The organism is Massilia orientalis (assembly GCF_030411975.2).
GTDB lineage: Bacteria > Pseudomonadota > Gammaproteobacteria > Burkholderiales > Burkholderiaceae_D > Telluria > Telluria orientalis.
On sequence record NZ_JASNRB020000005.1, the window covers coordinates 71,727 to 91,929 of the forward strand.

Annotated in this window: 16 protein-coding genes; 9 read left to right on the top strand and 7 right to left on the bottom strand. The window is 66.4% G+C overall.

Annotation, left to right across the window (positions count from 1 at the left end; translation table 11 throughout):
* The first annotated feature begins 149 nt into the window (after positions 1-149).
* Entirely contained in the window at positions 150-1,313 is a 1,164-nt protein-coding gene (locus tag QPK29_RS08795) for an NHL repeat-containing protein (RefSeq protein ID WP_371768646.1), read from the top strand.
* On the opposite strand, the gene QPK29_RS08800 is transcribed toward QPK29_RS08795, so the two are convergent.
* The gene (locus QPK29_RS08800) at positions 1,314-1,616 is read right to left on the bottom strand and encodes a YciI-like protein (protein WP_371768846.1); all 303 of its coding nucleotides are present in this window, start codon (positions 1,614-1,616) and stop codon (positions 1,314-1,316) included.
* 117 nt (positions 1,617-1,733) lie between these two features.
* Here QPK29_RS08800 and QPK29_RS08805 point away from each other — a divergent pair, with 117 nt between their 5' ends.
* Genes QPK29_RS08805 through QPK29_RS08815 form a run of 3 tightly spaced genes read left to right on the top strand, consistent with a single transcriptional unit; the run spans position 1,734 to position 2,448 of the window.
* The gene (locus QPK29_RS08805; protein ID WP_371768647.1) at positions 1,734-2,036 is read left to right on the top strand and encodes a PAAR domain-containing protein; all 303 of its coding nucleotides are present in this window, start codon (positions 1,734-1,736) and stop codon (positions 2,034-2,036) included.
* 4 nt (positions 2,037-2,040) lie between these two features.
* On the top strand, positions 2,041-2,304 hold the full coding sequence (locus QPK29_RS08810; protein WP_371768648.1) for a hypothetical protein: 264 nt from the start codon (positions 2,041-2,043) through the stop codon (positions 2,302-2,304).
* Complete coding sequence (locus tag QPK29_RS08815; protein ID WP_371768649.1) at positions 2,305-2,448, top strand: hypothetical protein; 144 nt, start codon at positions 2,305-2,307, stop codon at positions 2,446-2,448.
* 121 nt (positions 2,449-2,569) lie between these two features.
* Here the strand turns inward: QPK29_RS08815 and QPK29_RS08820 are convergent, their stop codons facing one another.
* Positions 2,570-5,965 carry an arabinofuranosidase catalytic domain-containing protein gene (locus QPK29_RS08820; RefSeq protein ID WP_371768651.1) on the bottom strand — a complete coding sequence of 1,132 codons (3,396 nt, stop codon included), beginning with the start codon at positions 5,963-5,965 and terminating at the stop codon, positions 2,570-2,572.
* 57 nt (positions 5,966-6,022) lie between these two features.
* Entirely contained in the window at positions 6,023-6,895 is an 873-nt protein-coding gene (locus QPK29_RS08825) for a hypothetical protein (protein ID WP_371768652.1), read from the bottom strand.
* A gap of 207 nt (positions 6,896-7,102) precedes the next feature.
* Between QPK29_RS08825 and QPK29_RS08830 the strand changes: the two genes are divergently transcribed.
* The 5 genes from QPK29_RS08830 to QPK29_RS08850 all read left to right on the top strand — a co-directional run bounded on the left by QPK29_RS08830 (position 7,103) and on the right by QPK29_RS08850 (position 12,873).
* Entirely contained in the window at positions 7,103-8,038 is a 936-nt protein-coding gene (locus QPK29_RS08830; RefSeq protein WP_229502032.1) for an alpha/beta hydrolase, read from the top strand.
* Positions 8,039-8,184: 146 nt separating this feature from the next.
* Entirely contained in the window at positions 8,185-9,189 is a 1,005-nt protein-coding gene (locus QPK29_RS08835) for a BMP family lipoprotein (RefSeq protein ID WP_056122942.1), read from the top strand.
* An 89-nt stretch (positions 9,190-9,278) separates the two neighbouring features.
* Positions 9,279-10,808, top strand: coding sequence for an ABC transporter ATP-binding protein (locus QPK29_RS08840; RefSeq protein ID WP_056122938.1), 1,530 nt, complete (start codon positions 9,279-9,281; stop codon positions 10,806-10,808).
* Positions 10,809-10,812: 4 nt separating this feature from the next.
* The gene (locus tag QPK29_RS08845) at positions 10,813-11,907 is read left to right on the top strand and encodes an ABC transporter permease (protein ID WP_160409614.1); all 1,095 of its coding nucleotides are present in this window, start codon (positions 10,813-10,815) and stop codon (positions 11,905-11,907) included.
* Complete coding sequence (locus tag QPK29_RS08850; protein ID WP_056327947.1) at positions 11,908-12,873, top strand: ABC transporter permease; 966 nt, start codon at positions 11,908-11,910, stop codon at positions 12,871-12,873.
* Between the two features lie 3 nt (positions 12,874-12,876).
* Here the strand turns inward: QPK29_RS08850 and QPK29_RS08855 are convergent, their stop codons facing one another.
* The 4 genes from QPK29_RS08855 to QPK29_RS08870 form a co-directional block, all read right to left on the bottom strand.
* Positions 12,877-13,704 (bottom strand): MipA/OmpV family protein, encoded by an 828-nt coding sequence (locus QPK29_RS08855; protein ID WP_371768653.1) that lies wholly within the window; start codon positions 13,702-13,704, stop codon positions 12,877-12,879.
* A gap of 97 nt (positions 13,705-13,801) precedes the next feature.
* On the bottom strand, positions 13,802-14,854 hold the full coding sequence (locus QPK29_RS08860) for a S1/P1 nuclease (RefSeq protein ID WP_371768654.1): 1,053 nt from the start codon (positions 14,852-14,854) through the stop codon (positions 13,802-13,804).
* A 28-nt stretch (positions 14,855-14,882) separates the two neighbouring features.
* Positions 14,883-16,541 (bottom strand): bifunctional metallophosphatase/5'-nucleotidase, encoded by a 1,659-nt coding sequence (locus QPK29_RS08865; RefSeq protein WP_371768655.1) that lies wholly within the window; start codon positions 16,539-16,541, stop codon positions 14,883-14,885.
* A gap of 131 nt (positions 16,542-16,672) precedes the next feature.
* Positions 16,673-20,086, bottom strand: a complete 3,414-nt coding sequence (locus tag QPK29_RS08870; protein ID WP_371768656.1) for a TonB-dependent receptor — start codon at positions 20,084-20,086, stop codon at positions 16,673-16,675.
* Positions 20,087-20,203: the final 117 nt, after the last annotated feature.

Consider the following 20,203-nt stretch of genomic DNA (forward strand, 5'->3'; position numbering starts at 1 on the left):
CGCTCGTGTCTTGTGCATCCGGTGATGCCGTCGCTTCGCCACGACGCCCCGCCGACCTGCACACAAGCGGCCGGCACGCTTTGCGCGCACGCATGGCCTACGGGGCGATGCGCGCTAAGCTCGATGCCGTTTCCATTCGGGGTAAGGCCATGACAGTCTTCGAACGCACGCTACGCTGGTTTGTGTCTGGCGTCCTGCTGCTGGGCTTGTCCAGTTGCGGTGGCGACGTGGGCATCGGCATCGGGATCGGCTGGTTCCACGAGCCCGACCATCCATGGCCCGACCATCCCGACTGGCCCAGCTGGCCCGACCGGCCGCAGGGCGCCACGGGCCTGTTTCCGATCGCGGGCGACGTCTGCGGGCAATGCGCCGGCTCGCAGGACGGCACCGGCGGCGCCGCGCGCTTCAACGGTCCGCAGGGCATCGCGGCGGACGCGGCGGGCAATCTATATGTGGCGGAAAGCGCCAGCGCCACCGTGCGCAAGATTTCTCCCGACGGCGTGGTGACGACGCTGGCGGGCACGCGCGGCGCCCTCGGCTATGCGGACGGGACCGGCGCGGCGGCCCGCTTCAACGATCCGAGCCGGCTCGTCGCGGACGGCAACGGCAATGTGTACGTGACGGACAGCGGCAATTCGGTCATCCGCCGCGTGGCGCCGGACGGCACGACGACGACCATCGCCGGCGACGGCACCTGCGGCAGCGCGGACGGCAAAGGCATGGCGGCGCGCTTCTGCAAGCCGCGCGGCATCGCGCTGGACCGCCTGGGCAATGTGTGGGTGGCCGATACCGGCAACCACATGCTGCGCCGTATCGACGCGGGCGGCAACGTCACGACGGTCGCCGGCGCCCCGGGCGTGTGCGGCAGCCGCGACGGCAACGGCGGGCAGGCGCAGTTCTGCGAACCGCAGGACGTGGGCGTCGACAACTGGAACAACGTCTACGTCGTCGACACCGGCAATTCGACGGTCCGCATGGTGAACGACAAGGGTGTCGTGTCCACGCTGGCCGGCCAGCCGGGACGCTGCGACGCCGTGGACGGCAGCCCGGGCGTCTCGCGCCTGTGCGCGCCCAGCGGCATCGCGGTCGACGGCAACGATCTGTATATCGCCGACACGGGCAACTCGACGATCCGCCGCATCAACCTCGACAACGTGACGAGCACCGTGGCCGGCGTGCCGGGCCACGCGGGCATCACCCTCGGCGCCCTGCCCGGCAGCCTGGACCGGCCGATCGGTGTGGCCCTGGCCCCCGACCGCTCGATCGCGCTCACGACGCACAACCTCGTCGTGAAGCTGTTGGCGGCGAAATGATTACTCCGGGCGGACCGGGGTGCTGGCGTCCTGGCCAACCACGGTGATCCAGGGCCGCACGTGCCACTGCGTGACGAGTCCATTCACGACATACGGATCGGCACGGGCGAAGCGCTCGGCGGCGTCCGACGATTCGCCGCTGAACAGCAGCACGGCCTTGTCGGCCGGATCGGCCAGGGCACCGGCGATGACGATCTCGCCGCGTTGCTGGGCGTCCCAGGCCAGCTTCAGGTGTACGTTGCGGAATGCGCCGCGGCGTTCAAGGTAGTCCGGGGCCAGGTCATAGATCAGCAGGAAGTGCACAGTAGGTCTCCGTAAAAACGCGATGGTGCGGGACATGGTAATCGCTTCGGCGCGGCGGCGCCGTGTCAAGGCGGTTTGCACAACGTCCACGACGGCGGCGCGTGACAGCATGGGAAGATGAAGCGACATCACATCACACTGGGTGCGGCCACCACGGCCGGCGGCACCGTGACCTCCGCGAGCGCGCTGGTCTCGATCAACGGCGTCCGCGTTGCGCTGGAGGGCGACACGGTCGCCTGCCGGACGTGCGGCAGCACGGGCGTCATCCGCTGCGTCGGGCCGCGCCTTCCGGAGCGCTACAACGGCAAGCAGGTCGCGCTGGAGAACGACTTGTGCATCTGCAACTGCCCGAGGCCGCCCAGGCTGGTGGCGAACCAGACGATCAAGGCGCAGTTCATCGACGATGGCGCGACGCCATGAATGTATGGATGGCAAACGTATCGGACGGTTTGCCTTGCTGCCGTCTGGCGGCGTTTCCCAACTGATCTCGGACGGGCAAGTGACCTCGACACATGTACCCGGCATCGCCCTCCTCGATCAATTCGAAACGTCCGCCTGCTACCTGCTCGTGACCGATCAGGATTGCCCGTTTGAAGAAACGTTTCATTTCATCCTGCTCGACCGGGACTTGCATGTCTGCGCGCGCCGCAGCCTGGGTGCCGCATTCTCATTCGTTCCCGGAAACTGAGTGCGGACGCTGAAAGAACTGGTCTGGGAAGACGACCGGCATTTCCTGGCCATCCTGACCGGCCCTGCCGAACGCTGGCGCTTCACCATCCGGCAGTCCGGCATCCCCTTCGTTCATCCGCGCCTGACCGCGACACGCGCCTGACCGTGCCCCACGGTACCGTGCGTAGCCAATCGCCAGCCAGGATGCTGCCGGGCGACGACAGCGTCGTGCAGGCGCTGCACGACGCCGAACGTTACGCGCCCTCGTCCGGCCCCATGCTGCACTAGAGTTGGGCAGCGCTACGGCGAACACCGTTGTTGGGCGCGCCCGGCGTCGCCAGGTCGCCCGCCGCCGTCATCACCGTGCCTGCCGGGTGGGCCTTGGCGAGCGGGCCGGCAAGGGTGATGCCGGTGCCCGATACGCTGGCGCCCGTGTCATGGGCGCGGGCCAGCGGCGCCTGGAGCGTCAGCTTGCCCGTCCGCCAACCCGTCTCCACCGCGGCGACGACACCTTGCTCTTCATCCGCGCCGCTGCCGACGATCACCGGCTGGCCGGCCACGAACTGGCGCGCGTCGTCGACGCGGACGACCGTCGCGCCCTTGTCGGCGGGCGCCGAGGCACGGGTGAGCCCCGATGAACCGACCGTGGCGACCGTCACGGTTTCCGCATGGTCGCCCGCATCGATGACGACGGACTGGCCGGGCGCAAAGTGCGCGACCGTGGCGGCCCTGACGCTCGTCGAGCCCGCCGCCGTCGCGCCGGTCCGGATCGAGACGGACGTCACGAAATCCGTGCAATCGTTGTCGTTGTCCTGGCCGTCGGGATAGCGTCCCGTGCTGCCCTGGGCCGCGTCGACTTGCGCGACGGCGCCGCTGAACGGGATGCCCGGGAGCGCGCGGTCCCACGTCGGCTCGTTGGCGATGCCCGGCGCTGCCGCGTGACAGGTGGCGGCCTTGCCGGCGGCGCCGCGGAATCCACCGGATGCCCATGGATCGACGAGATCCCCGTAGTTCAGGCTGTCGACGACGTGCCCCGCCGCATCGCGCAACACCATGCTGCCCGCTTCGCGCGACAGCGCCGGGCCGCCGAACCACTGGTTCGGTGTGCCCTGGAATCCCGCGGCGGTCACGGTGTCCACGCGCACGACGGCATCCGTGTCATGCGCACGCGCCAGGGCGCGGTCGAGCACGATCCCGCTGCCCGCCGGGCGCACCGGTTCGTTGCTCGAGTGCGCATGGCGGGTCGCGGGGGTGAAGGTAATGCCCGTACCGCGCACGCTGAACGGCAGGTTGGCGGCATGGCCGTACTTCAATGGCGCCGCCAGGTCGAGGCCCGTGCCCGGTTCCACGAACGGTTCGTTGGCCACGTGGTCCTGGGCGAGCGCCGGAAAAATGGTCAGCGTGAGGTTGCCGCCCGGCGTGCCCTCGACGCGCACGATGTCCACGGTCTGGAGCTTGCCCGGCGCGCCGATCACGGCCTTGCCGGGCGTGTAATCGACGTTCTTCTTCGTGGGGAAGCCGATCGCGCCATGCACGACGATCGTCGTGGCGCCCGCAGCGGCATCACGGGCCAGGCTCGTACGGCGGGCGGCCGTGCCCACGTGCTTGACGGTGACCGTATCGATGCCGTGATCGGCGCTGTCGATGTCGAGACGGATCCTGTCGCCGGCGGCGATGCCGGCGGTCGACGTCACCTGGATATTGGTGGAACCTGGCGCCGCATCGAGACCCAGCCATGCCTGGCTGCCCGCGGTGCCGACGCCGGTGATGGTCACTTTTTCGTAGTGCTCGGTCGCGCGTCCGTCGACCGGATACGCGGTGCCGTAGCCGAGGGCAAGCGTATCGCCGACGGCAAAACCTTCGGTGCTGGTCACGGGGACGGTCGTCGAACCGGCCGGGATGGTGATGATGGGACCGTCCGGCAGCGGCTGCCACAGCGGCGTCGCCTGGCCGGCCGCCGTGCCGACGCGGACGACCTTGCGGGTTTCGTCGCCGACAACGATGGTGTCGCCCGGCTTGATGCCATCGACGTTGCGCACGTGGATGGTCGCATCGCCCGGCCGGGCAGGCAGCACGAGGCCCGAATTGGACAAGCCCAGAACATAAAAACCGTGCGGCGCCAGCCGGGTCCCGGCAGGCATCTTCACCTTGGAAAACAGGGGCTCGCGCATCGCGTGTTGCGCGAACGTCCAGTTCGAGATATCGACTTCTTTCTCGCCGGCGTTGTATAACTCGATGAACGCATTGGTCGCGTTGGTGCGCGCGCCGTCGCTCAGGCGGAATTCGTTGATGTTTACCGGCGCCACATTGCGCACCTTCGCGGCGGCCGATTCGGTGCGGCCAGCCCACGTCGCCACGCCTTTCAGATCGCCATTGAACGGAGCGGCGCCGGATGTCACCTTGAAAACGGCATGCACGCTCTGACCGGGCGCGATCGCATCAAGGATGGTTTTCGCGGCCGCGTCGACATGCCAGCCCTTCGGCACCGCCAGCGACAGCGCGACGCCCCGGACGGGCTGGCCCGTCGTATTCGTGAACGTGACCGCCAGGTCCTTGGACGCCCGCGGCGCGAACGTGTGCAGGCTGGCCGGGACGTCGGACGCCGACGTGGCCCCGACACTCACGGCCGCCACGTCGTAGCGGGCCGCCGCCACGTTCCGGGCGACCAGCTGGTCCGTCTCGTTGGACGGATACGTCCGCGGCGCCGTCATCGCGCCTTCGTAGAACGTGCCTTGCGACGCGGTACTGTTGTCGCCGCCATTGCCGAGAAGGACGGCGCCTTGCTTGCGCATGGGGTCGTAGGACGCATCGATCCGGCGGCCTTCGTACATGACGGCCAGTTGTCCCCGCTGGGCATCGCCGCCCAGGGTCGCCCAATGTCCGGGCTTGCCTTTCGTGACGGCGGTGACGAAGCGCGTAGCGAGGGTGGGCAGGTTGGCGCACAGCTTCGATTTGTCGTCGTTGACGCAACCGACGAGATTGTTTTCGTGGTCGGCCATCACCCAGGGCCCGGCCCCGCTGCCGCGATACCACCCTTTCGCGTTACCGAAATAGATCGCTTCCATGGTGCCGTTGTCGTCATCGATGCTGTCGATCTCGCCGTTGCCATAGTCGAAGCAGCAGGCACCGTTGTAGTGATAGCCATTGATGACGGCATATTGCCCACCCGCCTGGTCAGCGACGGGCACGCCGTGCGTATCGTTCAGGCGCAGGCCCATGCCCGGCGCGATGTACACGCCATAGACCTTGTGCCCCATGATGGTGACCGGCGCCAGGTCCGCGAGCGGCAGATTGTCCATGCCGCCCAGCGCGGGCCCGGTCCACGTGCCGCGCGGCGCCTGGACCAGGTGATTGCGCTTGCCCGACTGGTCGTACAGGATCGTGATCCAGCAATAGGTGTCGGCGCAAAACGCGTCCTGCGCCGCCGCGTTCGCGTAGCCGGCGCCTCGCACGACGCCGATGTCGCGCGTCTTGCCGTCCGACTGGCGCGTGACCTGGTACAGCGGGCCGTCGTACGCGGCATAGAGCGCGCGCGTGGTGCTGTGCGCGGCCACGCAGGGCGCGCCCGCCTTCGCATAGATGTCGCAGGGGCCTTCCGGCCGGGCCGCCTGGGTGGATGCCCAGGCCGGCAGTCCACTCAACAGCAGCGCCAGGCTGAAGAACAATTTTAGAATATTCATGTTATCGATCTCTCCAAGATCCTCCCATCGTAGAGTCGATCACATGACCTGGACCAATTACTTTTTTTGCTTGATCGATATCCGATTTGCAATGTCCCGTTGATCCGCCGCGCGGGCGACGATCGCATCCGCATGCGCCTGCGCACGCGCTTTCTGTTCCGGCGTGAGGCCGGTGCCGATCTCGTCCAGGAACGGGCCGTTGAACGGGATGGCCTGCTGCTCGGGCACGCCATCCAGCTTGACCATGATGTCGCGCAGCGCCATGCCGTAGGCCAGCGCGCTCTGGCGGTCCGCGGCGATGGCCGGATGGCCGAACCAGAAACCGGTAAAGAGCTGGTACAGGCTCGCCCAGTAGCCCTGCTCCGCCTGCTCGTTCAGCATCCCGTTGATCCTTTCCTTCCATTCCTTCACGAGCGGATCGTCGGGACGCGTCGTGAGGGCGGTCGGGTCGCCGAACGGGCCCTCTTCGACCAGTTCCGCCAGCGCACCGTCCACGCCCCCGCGCGCGGCGCGTTCGAGATGGTCGATGCGCGCCATCTTCATTCTTTCGTTGACGGTCGCGCAGGCATGCGCGGGATCGGCGATGGCATCCGGCTCGGTCCCGTCACGTTCGGGCAGGTGACCGGTGCGCCCGAACACGACGCAGGCATGCAACAGCCACCACGCACGATACGCGTCACGCGGATCGCCGCTCGCCACCAGCCGCTCGATGCGCTGCGCCAGCGGTTCGGCAGGCGCCGGCAGCGGGACCGGCGGCGCGCCGAGGTCGGACAGCCAGGCCGGCCCGGCCGCCGCACCGGTCGTCGACACGGGCGGCACAGGCGCCGCCGCCGGCGTGACGGCCGGCGGCGTCGACCGCCACGCCGGCACCATCAGCACCGCCAACAGGCCCAGCCCGGCACATGCCGGCACGACCGCTTTCCACCTCATCCCGCCTCCACATCCTGTCTTCATGGACAGCCTAACAAACCCTGTCAGGCGGCGACAACGCCCGCGCTGTAACAGGATGTTGCAGCAAAGCTACTCTTCGTGAATTCGCACCATAATGAAGGTGTATTTGATGGGCAGCGCACAGACTTCATCCGTAGCCAGAGGTAGACTGTATACATGAGCACACATAAAAAATTGGCGGCAGGTATGGCTGGCTTTGCCAGCATGTTGTGGCTGGGCCTCACGGCCGCGGTCGCGGCAAACCAGCGCCGTCTCGTGTTCAATCCCACCGTCGAGCGCGAAGTCGCGCATCCGCGCAGCAGCGGCCACCGCACCCGCCCCGTCGTGCTGCGCGCCAAGGACGGCACGCGGCTGTCCGGCTGGCTGATGACGCCGAAGATGCCCGGCCTGCGTCCCGCCGTCGTCTATTTCGGCGGCCGGTCCGAGGAAGTGTCCTGGGTCGTGCGCGATGCCGGCAAGCTGTTCCCCGGGATGGCCGTGCTGGCCGTGAACTACCGCGGCTACGGCGATTCCCACGGCGATCCTGCCGAGGCGCACATGATCGACGACGCCTGCATGCTGTTCGACTGGATGGCGGCGCACCACCACGTGGACCCGAAACGCATCGCCGTCGTCGGCCGCAGCCTCGGGTCCGGCGTGGCCGTGCAGGTCGCGAAAGAGCGGCCCGTGCATTCCGTCGTGCTGATCACGCCGTACGATTCGATCCTCGCCCTCGCGAAGCGCAAGTTCCGCGTGATGCCGATCGAATACATGCTGCGCCACCGCTTCGAGTCGATCAAGTACGCGCCCACGCTGAAGGCGCCGACCTTCGTGCTGCGCGCGGCCAGCGACGACATCGTGCCGCACTCGCACACCGACCAGCTCGTCGCCAAGCTGGCCCGGCTGATCGGGGACGAGACCGTGCCCGACTCGGACCACCTGAATATCCCGTACCTGGAAGACACGCAAACCCGCATCGCGCGCTTCCTCACGTCGCAGTTCGCCAAGCCGATCGACATCCCCTCGTCTGCGCCAATTCCTGCGCCGGCCCCGGACATCGTCATCCCAACCGTGACGACAGCCACCGCCCCCACCGCCGTCGCCAGCATCGCCGTTCCGCCCGCGCTCCCGCTCGCCGACTGAAACGGCGCTATTTATATGTCAACGAAATAAATAGCAAAGTAAAATCGTATTTGCCACGAATAAACTGGCTGATGCATAGTTCCGAAAATCCCCCTCCCTGCACAGCCGTTGCGCCGGTAAAATACGGGATCCAGGAGCCCAAATCGATGAAATTCAAGCAACTTTGTACGATGATCGCGGCGCTATGCATCAGCGCCGGCGCCAGTGCCGACATGGCGGGCGCGAAACTGGCGATCGTCTACGATGCCGGCGGCAAGTTCGACAAATCCTTCAACCAGTCCGCCGCCGAAGGCGTCGCGCGGTTCACGAAGGAAACCGGCGTCAAGGTGTTTGAAGCCCAGGCCAACTACGACACCCAGGCCGAGCAGGTCCTGCGCGCCCTCGCCCGCAAGAAGCTGAAACTGATCGTCTCGATCGGCTTCTCGCAGACGCAGCCCGTGCAAAAGATCGCGGCCGAATACCCGAACGTGCACTTCGTCATCATCGACGGCAATGCGCAGGGCAAGAACGTCAACTCCGTCCTGTTCAAGGAAGAGGAAGGCTCGTACCTCGTCGGCGTCGCCGCGGCGATGGCGTCGAAGACGAAGACGATCAGCTTCGTCGGCGGCATGGACATCCCGCTGATCCGCGCGTTCGCCTGCGGCTACGTGCAGGGCGCGCGGGCGGTCAATCCGAAGGTGCAAGTGCTGCAGAACATGGTCGGCACGACGGCCGCGGCCTGGAACGACCCAGCCAAGGGCGGCGAGCTGGCGCGCGCGCAATTCGAACGCGGTTCCGACGTCGTCTTCGCGGTCGCGGGCGGCTCCGGCATGGGCGCGCTGCAGATGGCCAAGGAAAAGGGCAAGCTGGCGATCGGCGTGGACTCCAACCAGAACTACCTGTACCCGGGCACGATGCTGACGTCGATGGTCAAGCGCGTCGACAATGCCGCGTACGAAGCGTTCATGAAGGCGAAGAACGGCCAGTTCACCTCGGGCATCACCTACGAAGGCCTGAAGGAAGGTGGCGTGGACTGGGTGCTCGACAAGGACAACCGCATGGTCGTCACGCCCGAGATGGAAAAGCGCGTGACGGGCGCCCGGGCCGACATCATCGCCGGCAAGATCAAGGTGGTCGACTATCGCGCGGCCAATTCGTGCCCAGTGCAGTAACACGGCATCGAACACAGTTTGACAGTGAAGCGCGCCGCGCCGGTTTCCATGCCGGCGCGGCGCGCTTTTAAATGAATGGACAGACCGCTATGCAGCCAGCCGTAGAATTTCGCAACATAAGCAAAGCCTTCGGGGCGGTGCAGGCGAATGCCGACGTCAGCTTCGCCATCGCCAAGGGCTCGATCCATGGCGTGATCGGCGAAAACGGCGCCGGCAAGTCGACCCTGATGAGCATCCTGTACGGCTACTACAACGCCGACAGCGGCCAGGTCCTCATCGACGGCCAGCCTCAGGACATCCGCACCAGTCACGAGGCGATCGCGCTCGGCATCGGCATGGTGCACCAGCACTTCATGCTCGTCGAGAACATGACCGTCCTCGACAACGTCATGCTGGGCAACGAGGGCGGCTTCAAGCTGGCCGCGAAACGCGGCGCCGTGGAAGCGAAGCTGCGCGAGATCTGCGACCGCTACCGCCTCGACGTCGATCCGCTCGCGACGATCCACGATCTATCCGTCGGCGCGCAGCAGCGCGTGGAGATCCTCAAGCAGATCTACCGCAGCGCCAACATCCTGATCCTCGACGAGCCCACCGCCGTGCTGACCGCGCAGGAGACGGCGTCGCTGTTCGAGATCCTGCGGCTGTTCAAGGAACAGGGCAAGACCATCATCCTGATCACCCACAAGCTCCAGGAAATCATGGAGATCACGGACGAGGTGACGGTGATGCGCGCGGGCCGCGTCGTCGGCGCGGTGAAGACCGCGGAGACGTCGCGTGAAGAACTGGCCAACATGATGGTCGGCCGCCCGATCCAGAGCGAGCTGCCGCGCGCGCCGTACAATCCGGGCACCGAGGTGCTGAAAGTGTCGGACCTGCAGCTGCAGGATGCGAACGGCGTTGCCCTCCTCGCCGACATCGATTTTACGTTGCGCGCGGGCGAAGTCGTCGCCATCGCGGGCGTGTCGGGCAATGGCCAGAGCGAGCTGCTGGAAATCCTTTCCGGCATGCGCCTGCCGACGTCGGGCAAGGTCGAATTCGATGGACGCGCGCTGCCGTACGGCGGCCGCACGAACGCGGACGGCCTGCCGGCAGAGTTCCGCGAACTGGGCATCGGCCACGTGCCGGAAGACCGCCTGCGCGACGGCGTGATCAAGGATTTCTCCGTGATGCAGAACACGGTGTTCGGCTACCAGGACAAGGTGACGAACCGCTGGGGCCTGTTCGACCATAAAAGGATCGCGCAGCGCTGCGCGCACCTGATGACGGCGTTCGACGTCCGCCCGAACAATCCGGACCTGCGTATCGGCCTGCTCTCGGGCGGCAACCAGCAGAAGGTCGTCATCGCGCGCGAAGTGGCCGCGAAGCCGAAGCTGATGCTGGTCGGCCAGCCGACGCGCGGCGTGGACATCGGCACCATCGAAAGCATCCACACGCAGCTCCTGCGCCTGCGCGACGAAGGCGTGGCGATCCTGCTGTCGTCCGTGGAACTGGAAGAGGTGCGCGCACTCGCGGACCGCATCATCGTGATGTCCGGCGGCCGCATCACCGGCATCCTCCCCATCGACGAATTCGACACCACCCGCATCGGCCTCTTGATGGGCGGGATGCACAAGCACTGACATCATGCCAAAGACTGAATTGCCACGCTGGGCCACCGGTTTCGTCCTGCCCATCCTGAACCTGATGTCGGCGCTGCTCGTCGCGGGGCTCGTGATCCACCTGCTGGGCGAGAGCCCGTCGGAATCGCTGCGCATCCTCGTCGACAGCGCCATCCTCGACCCGGAAGGCCTCGGCTACACGCTGTTCTACGCGAGCACCTTCATCTTCGCGGGCCTCGCCGTGTCGATCGCGATGCAGGCGGGCCTCTTCAACATCGGCGCGGAAGGCCAGATGTACGTGGGCGGCCTGGGCCTGACGTGGGCCGTGCTGGCGCTCGACGCACACCTGCCCGGCATCCTGATGATCCCGCTCGCGATGATCGGCGCGGCCGTCTTCGGCGCGCTGTGGGCGTTCATTCCCGGCTATCTGCAGGCGAAACGGGGCAGCCACGTCGTCGTCACGACGATCATGTTCAACTTCATCGCTGCGAGCCTGATGAACTTCGTGATCGTCAAATACCTGATCCCGGAAGGCCAGCAGAACCCGGCCTCGCGCGTGTTCGCCGACAGCGCCGCCCTGCCCCTGCTGAACAAGGTGCTGCCCGTGTTCGGCGATACGCCGCTGAACATCAGCTTCGTTCTCGCGATCCTCGCGTTGGTCATCTACGGCGCCGTCGTGTGGCGTTCGTCGTGGGGCTACCAGCTGCGCGCCACGGGCCTGAACGCGCACGCCGCGCACTACGCCGGCGTAAAAATCAGCCGCACGATCATCGTGACGATGCTCGTGTCGGGCGCCCTGGCCGGCCTGGGCGCCGTCAACTCCGTGATGGGCTCGACGCACTATTTGTCGCTGAATTTCCCCGCGGGCGCGGGCTTCGTCGGCATCGCGATCGCGCTGATGGGCCGCCAGCATCCGGTCGGCATCTTCCTGTCGTCCGTGCTGTTCGGCGCGCTGATCCAGGGCGGCTTCGACCTGTCGCTGGAAAAACCGAACATCCCGCAGGAGACGTTCATTTTCATCCAGGGCCTGATCATCCTGTTCTGCGGCGCGATGGAAAACTTCTACGCCCCGGCCATCCTGAAACTGCTCAACGTCACCCGTACCAACAAGGGGATTTGAATGGAAGACTTCCAACTCGCCAGCATCATCGTCTCCACGGTCCGCAATGCGCCCGTGCTGATGTTCGCCGCGCTGGCCGGCCTGTTCGCCGAGCGCTCGGGCGTCGTCGACATCGGCCTCGAAGGCAAGATCCTCGCCTCCGCGTTCGCATCGGCCGCTGTTGCGTACACGACGCAGAATCCGTGGTATGGCATCCTGGCCGGCATGGGCGTGTCGGTCGCCCTCGCGATGGTGCAGGCATTCGTGTCGATCACGCAGAAGGGCAACCAGCTCGTGGCCGGCATCGCCATCAACATCGCGATGAGCGGCCTGACGTTCGTGCTCGCGCAATTCTTCTTCCAGCAGGGCGGCCGCACGCCGGACCTGCGCAACGCGCGCCTGTTCGACGTCGTCCTGCCCGGCACGGCGGCCGTCGAGCACATTCCCGTCATCGGCTGGCTGTACGGCCACCTGATCGGCGGCCAGTCGGTGCTGGTCTACGTCGCGTTCCTGCTGCTGCCCGTCGTGCACTGGGTCGTGTACCACAGCCGCTTCGGCCTGCGCCTGCGCGCGTGCGGCGAGAATCCGCATGCGGCCGACGCGGCCGGCGTGTCCGTCGAGCGCACACGCTATCTCGCCATGTTCGTGGCCGGTGTCCTGTGCTCGTTCTCGGGTGCGTACCTGACGCTGGTCCAGAGCGGCTTCTTCCTGCGTGATATGTCGGCCGGCGCCGGCTACCTGGCGCTGACGGCGCTCGTCTTCGGCAACTGGCGCCCGCTGCACACGGTGCTGGGCTGTTTGATGTTCGGCCTGTTCGGCGCGATCCAGATCCAGCTCGAAGGCGTCGACCTGCCGGTCGTCGGCCGCCTGCCGGGGTCCCTGATCCAGGCGATTCCGTATATCGTTACCGTGGTCGTGCTGGCCGGCCTGATGGCCAAGTCGGTCGCGCCGAAGGCCATCGGCAAGCCGTTCGTCAAGTCGCGTTGAACATCACTCGTTGGCGCGCTTGCTCGAGCGCGCCAACGTCCACGCCAGCCCCACCCCGGCCGACGCGCCGACATCCTTCCTGAACAGCGGACTCTCCCGGTTCGCATTCCCCGCATAGCTGTCGAGCCGCACGAACGCGAACGCGCGCACGTCCGGATTGACCCTGACCGTACCGAACACGCCCGTCCGCACGAGCATCAACCCGCTGTCGGCCCGGTACGCCGGGCGGTCCGCCGTCGCATACTGCGGCGCGACGTCGAAGAAATAGCCGTGGATGCGGCGGTCGCCGAACACGGCCCCGACCTGCGCCTCCATCGTCCAGCGGCCCCCATCGCCGCGGCGTTCCCACACGAAGCGCGGCTCCGTCGTCCAGCCCTGGCGGCGCAGGCCGCCGCGGGCTTCGATGACGGCGCGCACGGGCAGTTCGAAACGCAGGCGCCCCGCCTCGCCCAGGTCGGCGAATTTATACTTCACGCGCGGGCCGAATTCGACGAGCGTGCCGAGGTCGGGCATGCCGCGGCGCGCCTCGACGTCGTCCGAACGGGACGGCAGCGCGCCCGCGAAACCGATGTCGAATTCGACCTTGTCCGTGTCCAGCAGGCGCGCGCCGACGCCCTGCTGGTCGGCGCGCAGCACCTTGCCGCGGTACAGCAGGAACGGCAGCACGAGGCCGCGGTTGCTGCGGTCGGACGCGCCCGGATAGGCGGGCGTGTTGAACACGGCGGCGCCGATGCCGGCTTCCCACAGCGGCAGGTTGGGTTCGGCGGCCACGGCGGGCACGAGTGCCACCAGTGTGGATGCGGGGATGATGAAACGAAGAATCGTGGGCATGGTGAGGGTCCGTTTGAATGCCGCGATTCTAACCTACGAAAAAAAACCGCCGCGGCCTTGTGGGCGCGCGGCGGCTTGCGGAAGGCTGGCGCCGGGATTACGGCCAGATCGCCTTCAGCAGCGCGGCCAGGTTGTAGCCGCCCTTGATCATCTGTGTCTTTGCGAGCGCGGAGCTGGGCACCGGATAGTCGGCCGGCACTTCCAGGGTCCACGTGTAATAGGTCTCGCCCTTCTTGCTCACCTGCGGCACGATCTTGCCCGCGGTGACGCCGGCGAATGCGATCTTCGAGACCGCCAGCGTATCGTCCGCCCACTGGTACGGCCACGTGACGGGATCGCCGCTGTTCTGCGCCACGTTCGGCTTGCCGTCGATGGCGGCTTGCGCGAACTGTTCCGGCGTCTTCGTGCGGATGCGGCGGAACGCGTAGTCGACTGTCGTGCTGTCCCAGTACGAGTGGAACGGCTTCGTCAGCGCCTGCGGCACGCCCGGCTTGGCCGGCGTCGGTTCGCCGGGCGGAATCAGGTTGGCGGACATCTGCTCGATCTTCGCGTCGTCCATCAGGAAGTTGTTGCCGCCGCGCGAATCGAAGACGACGGTCTCGTCGATCTCTGCCTTCGTCTTCGGCACGATGAACTTCCCGTCCTTGTCGACGAAGGCGGCGCCCACGTGCAGCGGCTGGACGATGTCGCCCGCCAGGTGGGTCACGAGGATCAGCGCCTGGCGCTTCGTGAACTTGTGCGGATTGGTCGCCGGCGTGTCCTTGCCCTGCAGGACCGCGATGGCTTCCTTCAAGGTCTGCACGATGTCGTCGTCGGCCGTGCCGGCGGCGCCGTCGTGGTAGTGGTCGAGCTGGAACGGCACGTCCGTGTAGTGGTATTCGCTGTGCTTCGGATTCGCGTTCACGTACTCGATCATTTCCGGCGTCTGCGGACCGCACCAGTTGCCCTTCACGCAGTCGGGCCACGTCGACACGGCTTCCAGCGATTCGCCCGGCAGCAGCAGCGCCTTCACCTGCGCCTCGGCATGCGTGCCCTTGATCAGCTTGTCGGCGATGGCGCCCACGGCGCGGTGGCCGTCCGTGCCCCATGCGGCCGCATCCAGCGACACGAAGGCGCCGGCCAGCGCCACGACACATGCGATTTTCTTCATGAGCTATCTCTCAATACGGTTTATATCGTTAGCGGACCTTGCGGATGCGCGGTGTGGCGCCGCCGGCTTCCGGATGCTTCTGCAGGTACGCGATCAGCGCATCGAGGTCACGCAGGCCCGTCTCCACGCGGCGCGTGCCCTTCGCGAACATCGGGATGTTGTCGCCGCCCTCGGCCAGGAAGTTGTTGGCCACGACGCGATACACCTTGTTATCGTCGAGCGCCTTGCCGTCCACCTTCACGTTCGCCGTGCGGCGGCCGACGGGTTGCGTGCCATCCCAGTCGTACGTCAGGCTGCTGGACACCGCAAGGACCGACGGGCTTGATGCCGCCGGCCGGTCCCACTGCTGTTCGAGCACGCGGCGCAGCTGCGCGCCGGTGAGGTCCATCACGACGAGCGTGTTCCCGAACGGGAGCACGGCCTGCGCCTGGCCGAAGCTGACGATGCCGCCTTCTCCCGTTTCCAGGTCCTTGCGGATGCCGCCCGGGTTCATGAAACCGACCTGCGCGCCCTGGTCGCGCGTGGCGGCGACGGCCGCGTCGGCGATCACGCCGCCCAGCACCGATTCGCCGGCCGGATTCTCCTTGCGCGACAACGCCCCCTGCACGCGCGCCACCGGTTTCGCGAGCTCCGCGCGGCTCTTCGCGCGCACGTCGGCGAGGTACGCGGACAGGCTCGCGTCGGGCTGGAATGCGTCCGGCGCCATCACGACGTTGCGCACCTGGATGTCCTGGACGGCCTTCGTGGCCGGATCGAGCGTCAGCCGGATGCGCGACAGCAGGTGGCCGTACGCGTCCGCCTGCGTGACGACCTTGCCGTCCACCTTGCACAGATAGCCCGTGTGCGAATGGCCGCTGATGACGAGGCGGATGGCCGGGTCGAGTTGCTTCGTGATGGCGACGATCGGGCCATGCAGCGTGTCGCAATCGGCCTTGTCGTAGGGCTGGTCGGCGAAACCGCCTTCGTGGATCAGCACGACGAACACCTGCGCGCCCTGCGCACGCATGACGGGCAGCACGGCGTTGATCGATGCCGCTTCATCCTCGATGGCCAGGCCCTTGATGGACGAGGCGATCGTCACGGAGGCGAGGTCGTGCAGCACGGCGCCGATCAGGCCCACCTTGACGCCCTTGACGTCGACGATGCGCCAGCCCGGCACGAGGGTCTTGCCCGTCTGCGCGTCGACGACGTTGGCGGCGAGGTAGGTAAAACCGGCGCCCTTGAAATCGGGCGAGAGGCGGCATGCCTTCGCGGGCCGCGGCGAATCGCAGCCGCCGTGCTGCTGGCGCAGCAGTTCCTTCGGGCCCTGGTCGAATTCGTGGTTGCCGAGCGAGCTGGCGACGAGGCCCATACGGTTCAGCGCCTCGATGCTCGGTTCGTCCGCGAACATCGACGACGCGGCGGGGCTCGCGCCGACGAGGTCACCGGCCGCGACGAACAGCAGGTCCGGGTCGTCCTTGCGGAACGTGTCCAGCGCGCCTTTCAGCACGTCGATGCCGCCCGCCTGGATCGTGCGCGGCTGCGTGGAACCCGGCGGCGTGTACGTGTACTTGCTGGGCTCGAGATTGCCGTGGAAGTCGTTCAGCGCGACGAGATTGATCTCGAGCGGACGGACCGGCGCGGAGGCGCAGCCGGACAGCAGCAACGCGGCGCCCAGGGCCAGCGCGAACGGACGGGATACGATCATATGAAATCTTTTGTGATGCGAACGGCAGCCATCGATTATGGCACGCGCGTTCGCCTTTCTGGTCTTTACAAGGGAAGAAAAACGGCCGGTGTCGCCACCGGCCGTCTCATTTACTTCATGTCAGGCCCGGATCAGAACTCGTACTTGACGGTGACCTGTGCCGACCACTGCGACTCGCCCTTCACCTGGCGGATCTGCAGCGGATCGGCGGCCGAGCGGACCGCGTAGACATAACGGCCCTGGCTGTCCATGCCGGCGTAGTCGACGAAGCCGCGGGTCTGGCCGCCGTTCGAGAAGAACGGTGCTTCGTAGATCTGGCCCCACTTCTTGTTCAGCAGGTTGCCGACGTTCAGGATGTCGAATGAGACCGACGCCTTGTTGCGTGCGAACAGGCCCGGGATTTCCTGGCTGATGCGCAGGTCGAAGCTGTTCGTCCACGGCGAGAAGTCGCCGTAGCGGGCCACGGTGCCGCCGGCTGCCTGGCGCAGGGCCTTGTTGGCGTTGACGATGTCCCAGAAACGCTGCTCGTTGGCGTGGCTGGTCGCCGTATCGCCCGCGAACACGACTTCACCCGAACCGAAGGCTTTCGGGATGTACATCAGGTCGTTGCTGCCGATGCCGTCGCCGTTCATGTCGTTCTTGAAGGTCCAGCTGTACGGCTTGCCGGTACGGCCTTCGTAGAACACGCCGAAGCGGGTCTTGTACTTGCCGAAGAACGCCTTCTCGAAGTTCAGCAGCGCGTTGATGCGGTTCTTCACCAGGTACGCCGAGTTGGCGGCCACGTTGTCGTTCGGGTTCAGGGCCGAACGGGCGCCGTAGTTCGAACCTGACGTCGACGACGTCAGGTTCGAGACTTCCGTCGCATAGGTGTGGCTTGCCGCGACCGACCAGCCGAAGCCCTTGGTCATCGGGTACGACAGCGACAGCGTCGAGACGCGGTTCTCGCCCTTGTCCGTGCCGGTGACCTTGATCACGTTGCCGAACGCGGAATTCGACAGCGACTTGGTCGTGTTGGTGCAGCCCTTGGCGGTGCTGACGGCGTTGTTACCCACGCTCCAGCAGTTCTGCGACAGGCCGTTCGCGTTCCAGAACAGCTGGCGGCCATCGACGCCGATGCGGGTCGGCTGGCCCAGGTTCAGGTTCTGGAAGAAGATACCGTCCTTGGTGTGCGCGTACAGCACTTCGGCGCCGGCGACGAGGCCGTACCACGGCAGTTCCGTTTCGAAGGCCAGGTTGGCTTTCCATACGGACGGCTGCTTCACGTTCGGGTCGATCAGGTCGACGTTGGCGATCGGCGGGGTCGAGCCGCCCAGCTTCGGCTGGTTGTTGATGTCGGTGCTGAACGCGCCGTTCGGCGTGCCGGCGACCGGCGGGCACTTGGTGTTACCCGTGGCCGAGCAGGTAATCTGCTGCGTCGTCATGCCGGTGTTCTGGAACGGGTTCGCGAGCCAGACGGACATCGCGGCGCCCTGGAACAGGCCGAAGCCGCCGCGCAGCTGCATGCGGCGCGGGGTGTCGAAGTTGTAGTTGAAGCCGAAGCGCGGCTGGAACAGCTTGGTGCCGTCGATCGTCTGCTGGTTGTTGTAGCCGAAGCCGCCGGTCTGGCGTGCGTTCGGGTTCAGCACGGCAGCCTGGGCCACTTTCGTGTTCGCGACCGGCGTGCCGCCGACGCCCACCTGGTCCACGCGGAAGCCGTAGTTCAGGGTCAGCTGGCGGTTGACGTTCCAGGTGTCCTGCAGGAACAGGCCGGTGTTCGTCATGTTGAACTGCGCGACGGCGTCGTTCAGCGTGAAGCCCGGTGCGGCGACCTGCAGCGTGTACGACGTATAGCGGCCGCTGCGCAGGTTTTCCAGCACCGCGGCTTCGACCTGCGCCTGGGACGCGGTCGTGCAGTTGATGCTGCCGAACGAGTAGCTCAGGTTGTTGTCGCAACCGAAGGTGTAATTGCCGTACACGTTCTGCAGGAACGCGTTGTAGATCTTGTTCTTCTGGTAGTCCGCACCGAACTTGATCTCGTGGTCGCCCACCGTCCAGTTGGCGCCCGCGTAGAAGTCCTGCGTGCGGGTGCGCAGCAGGTTCATGTGACGCGAGTTGTCGGTGCCCAGGTTGATCGTGCGGCTACCCGTCGTGACGTTGCTCGGGGTGCCGGCCGGCAGCGCGCCGGTGAACTGCACGCCGATGGTCGGCAGCTGCGTGTTGTTGGTCGGGACGGAGTCGTAGTTGCGCGACGACGCCTTCAGTTCGGTCGAGAACGTCGGGGTCCAGTCCGAGAACAGCTGGGCGACGGTCGTCTCGATCTGCTTGCCCTGCGAGTAGTACGCCGAATCCAGGCTCAGGCCGGTGGCGCTGAACAGCGAATACTGCGGCTCGGCCTGCGTGGTGCGCTGGTAGCGGATGTTGGCGCGGTGGTTGTCGCTGATGTTCCAGTCGACCTTCAGCATCTGCTCGCGCGACACGAAGTTGCCGCCGCCCTGCGCCAGGCCGCCGGCGTTGACGCCGTACTGGTTCTTCATGATGTTCTGCACGGCGGCGATTTCCGCCGGGGTCACGGCGACCGTCGTGCCGTTGTTCGAGCCGACCGGACCGTAGTCGGGCGCGCTGCGCGACGAGTTGGTCTCTTCCGACAGCGCGTACAGGAACAGCTTGTCCTCGACGAGCGGGCCGCTCGCCCACACGCCCTTGGTCGTTTCCTTGAACGGGACCGGATCCGAATAGGTGTCGTTGGCCGGGTTGTAGCGCTGGCCGGCCAGGCGGTCGTCGCGGTACACGTAGTACACGCCGCCCTTCCACTGGTTCGTGCCGGACTTGGTGACGGCGTTGATGTTGCCGCCGGTGTAGCCCTTCTGCGTGACGTCGTAGTTGGCGACGTTCACCTGGGTCGACTGGATCGCTTCGATCGAGATCGGCTGGCGCGAGGTCGGGCTGCCGTTCGCTTCCAGGCCGAACGTGTCGTTCACGTTCACGCCGTCGATGGTGATCGAGTTGTAGCGCGAGTTCTGGCCGGCGACGGACAGTTCGCCGCGTTCCTTGTCGGTCTGCGAGACGCGCGGGTCGGCGCGGGCGTAGTCCTGCAGGTTGCGGTTGACCGACGCCTGGATCTGCAGCTGCGCGTTGCTGATCGCGGTGCCCGCGCCCATGTTGGAGCGGCTGAAGATGTCGGAGCGGGCGCGGTTGCCGGCGACGGTCACGGTCTGCATCGGTGCGCCGACGGTCGCGTCGACGGTGGCGGTTTCCGCCAGCTGCAGGTAGATGCCTTCGCGTTTTTCGGTAACGCCGTCCTTCGTGATGATGATCGTGTACGGACCGCCGGTACGCAGGCCGCGCGCGATATAGCGGCCTTCCGCATCGGTGACGACATTGCTGACCGAACCGGATTCGGTGTGAACGATTTGCACTGCGGCGCCGGCGGCCGGTCGGCCGTCAGCGCTCGAGATACGACCACCGACAGCCGACGTCGTGTTCTGCGCCAGGGCCGGCGCCCCCGCGAGCGCAATCGACAGAGCCAGCGCCAGCTTCGTCAGCTGGATCCGTTTTTGATAGATCATTGGATTAACCCCAAATAGACTTGATAGTTATGGTTGGGAACGGAGTTCCCCCCTCTTGAGTACTGCAATCCTGGACCGGTCGCTCATGACGGCCGGTCTCTTGTTCTGTCTGCCTGC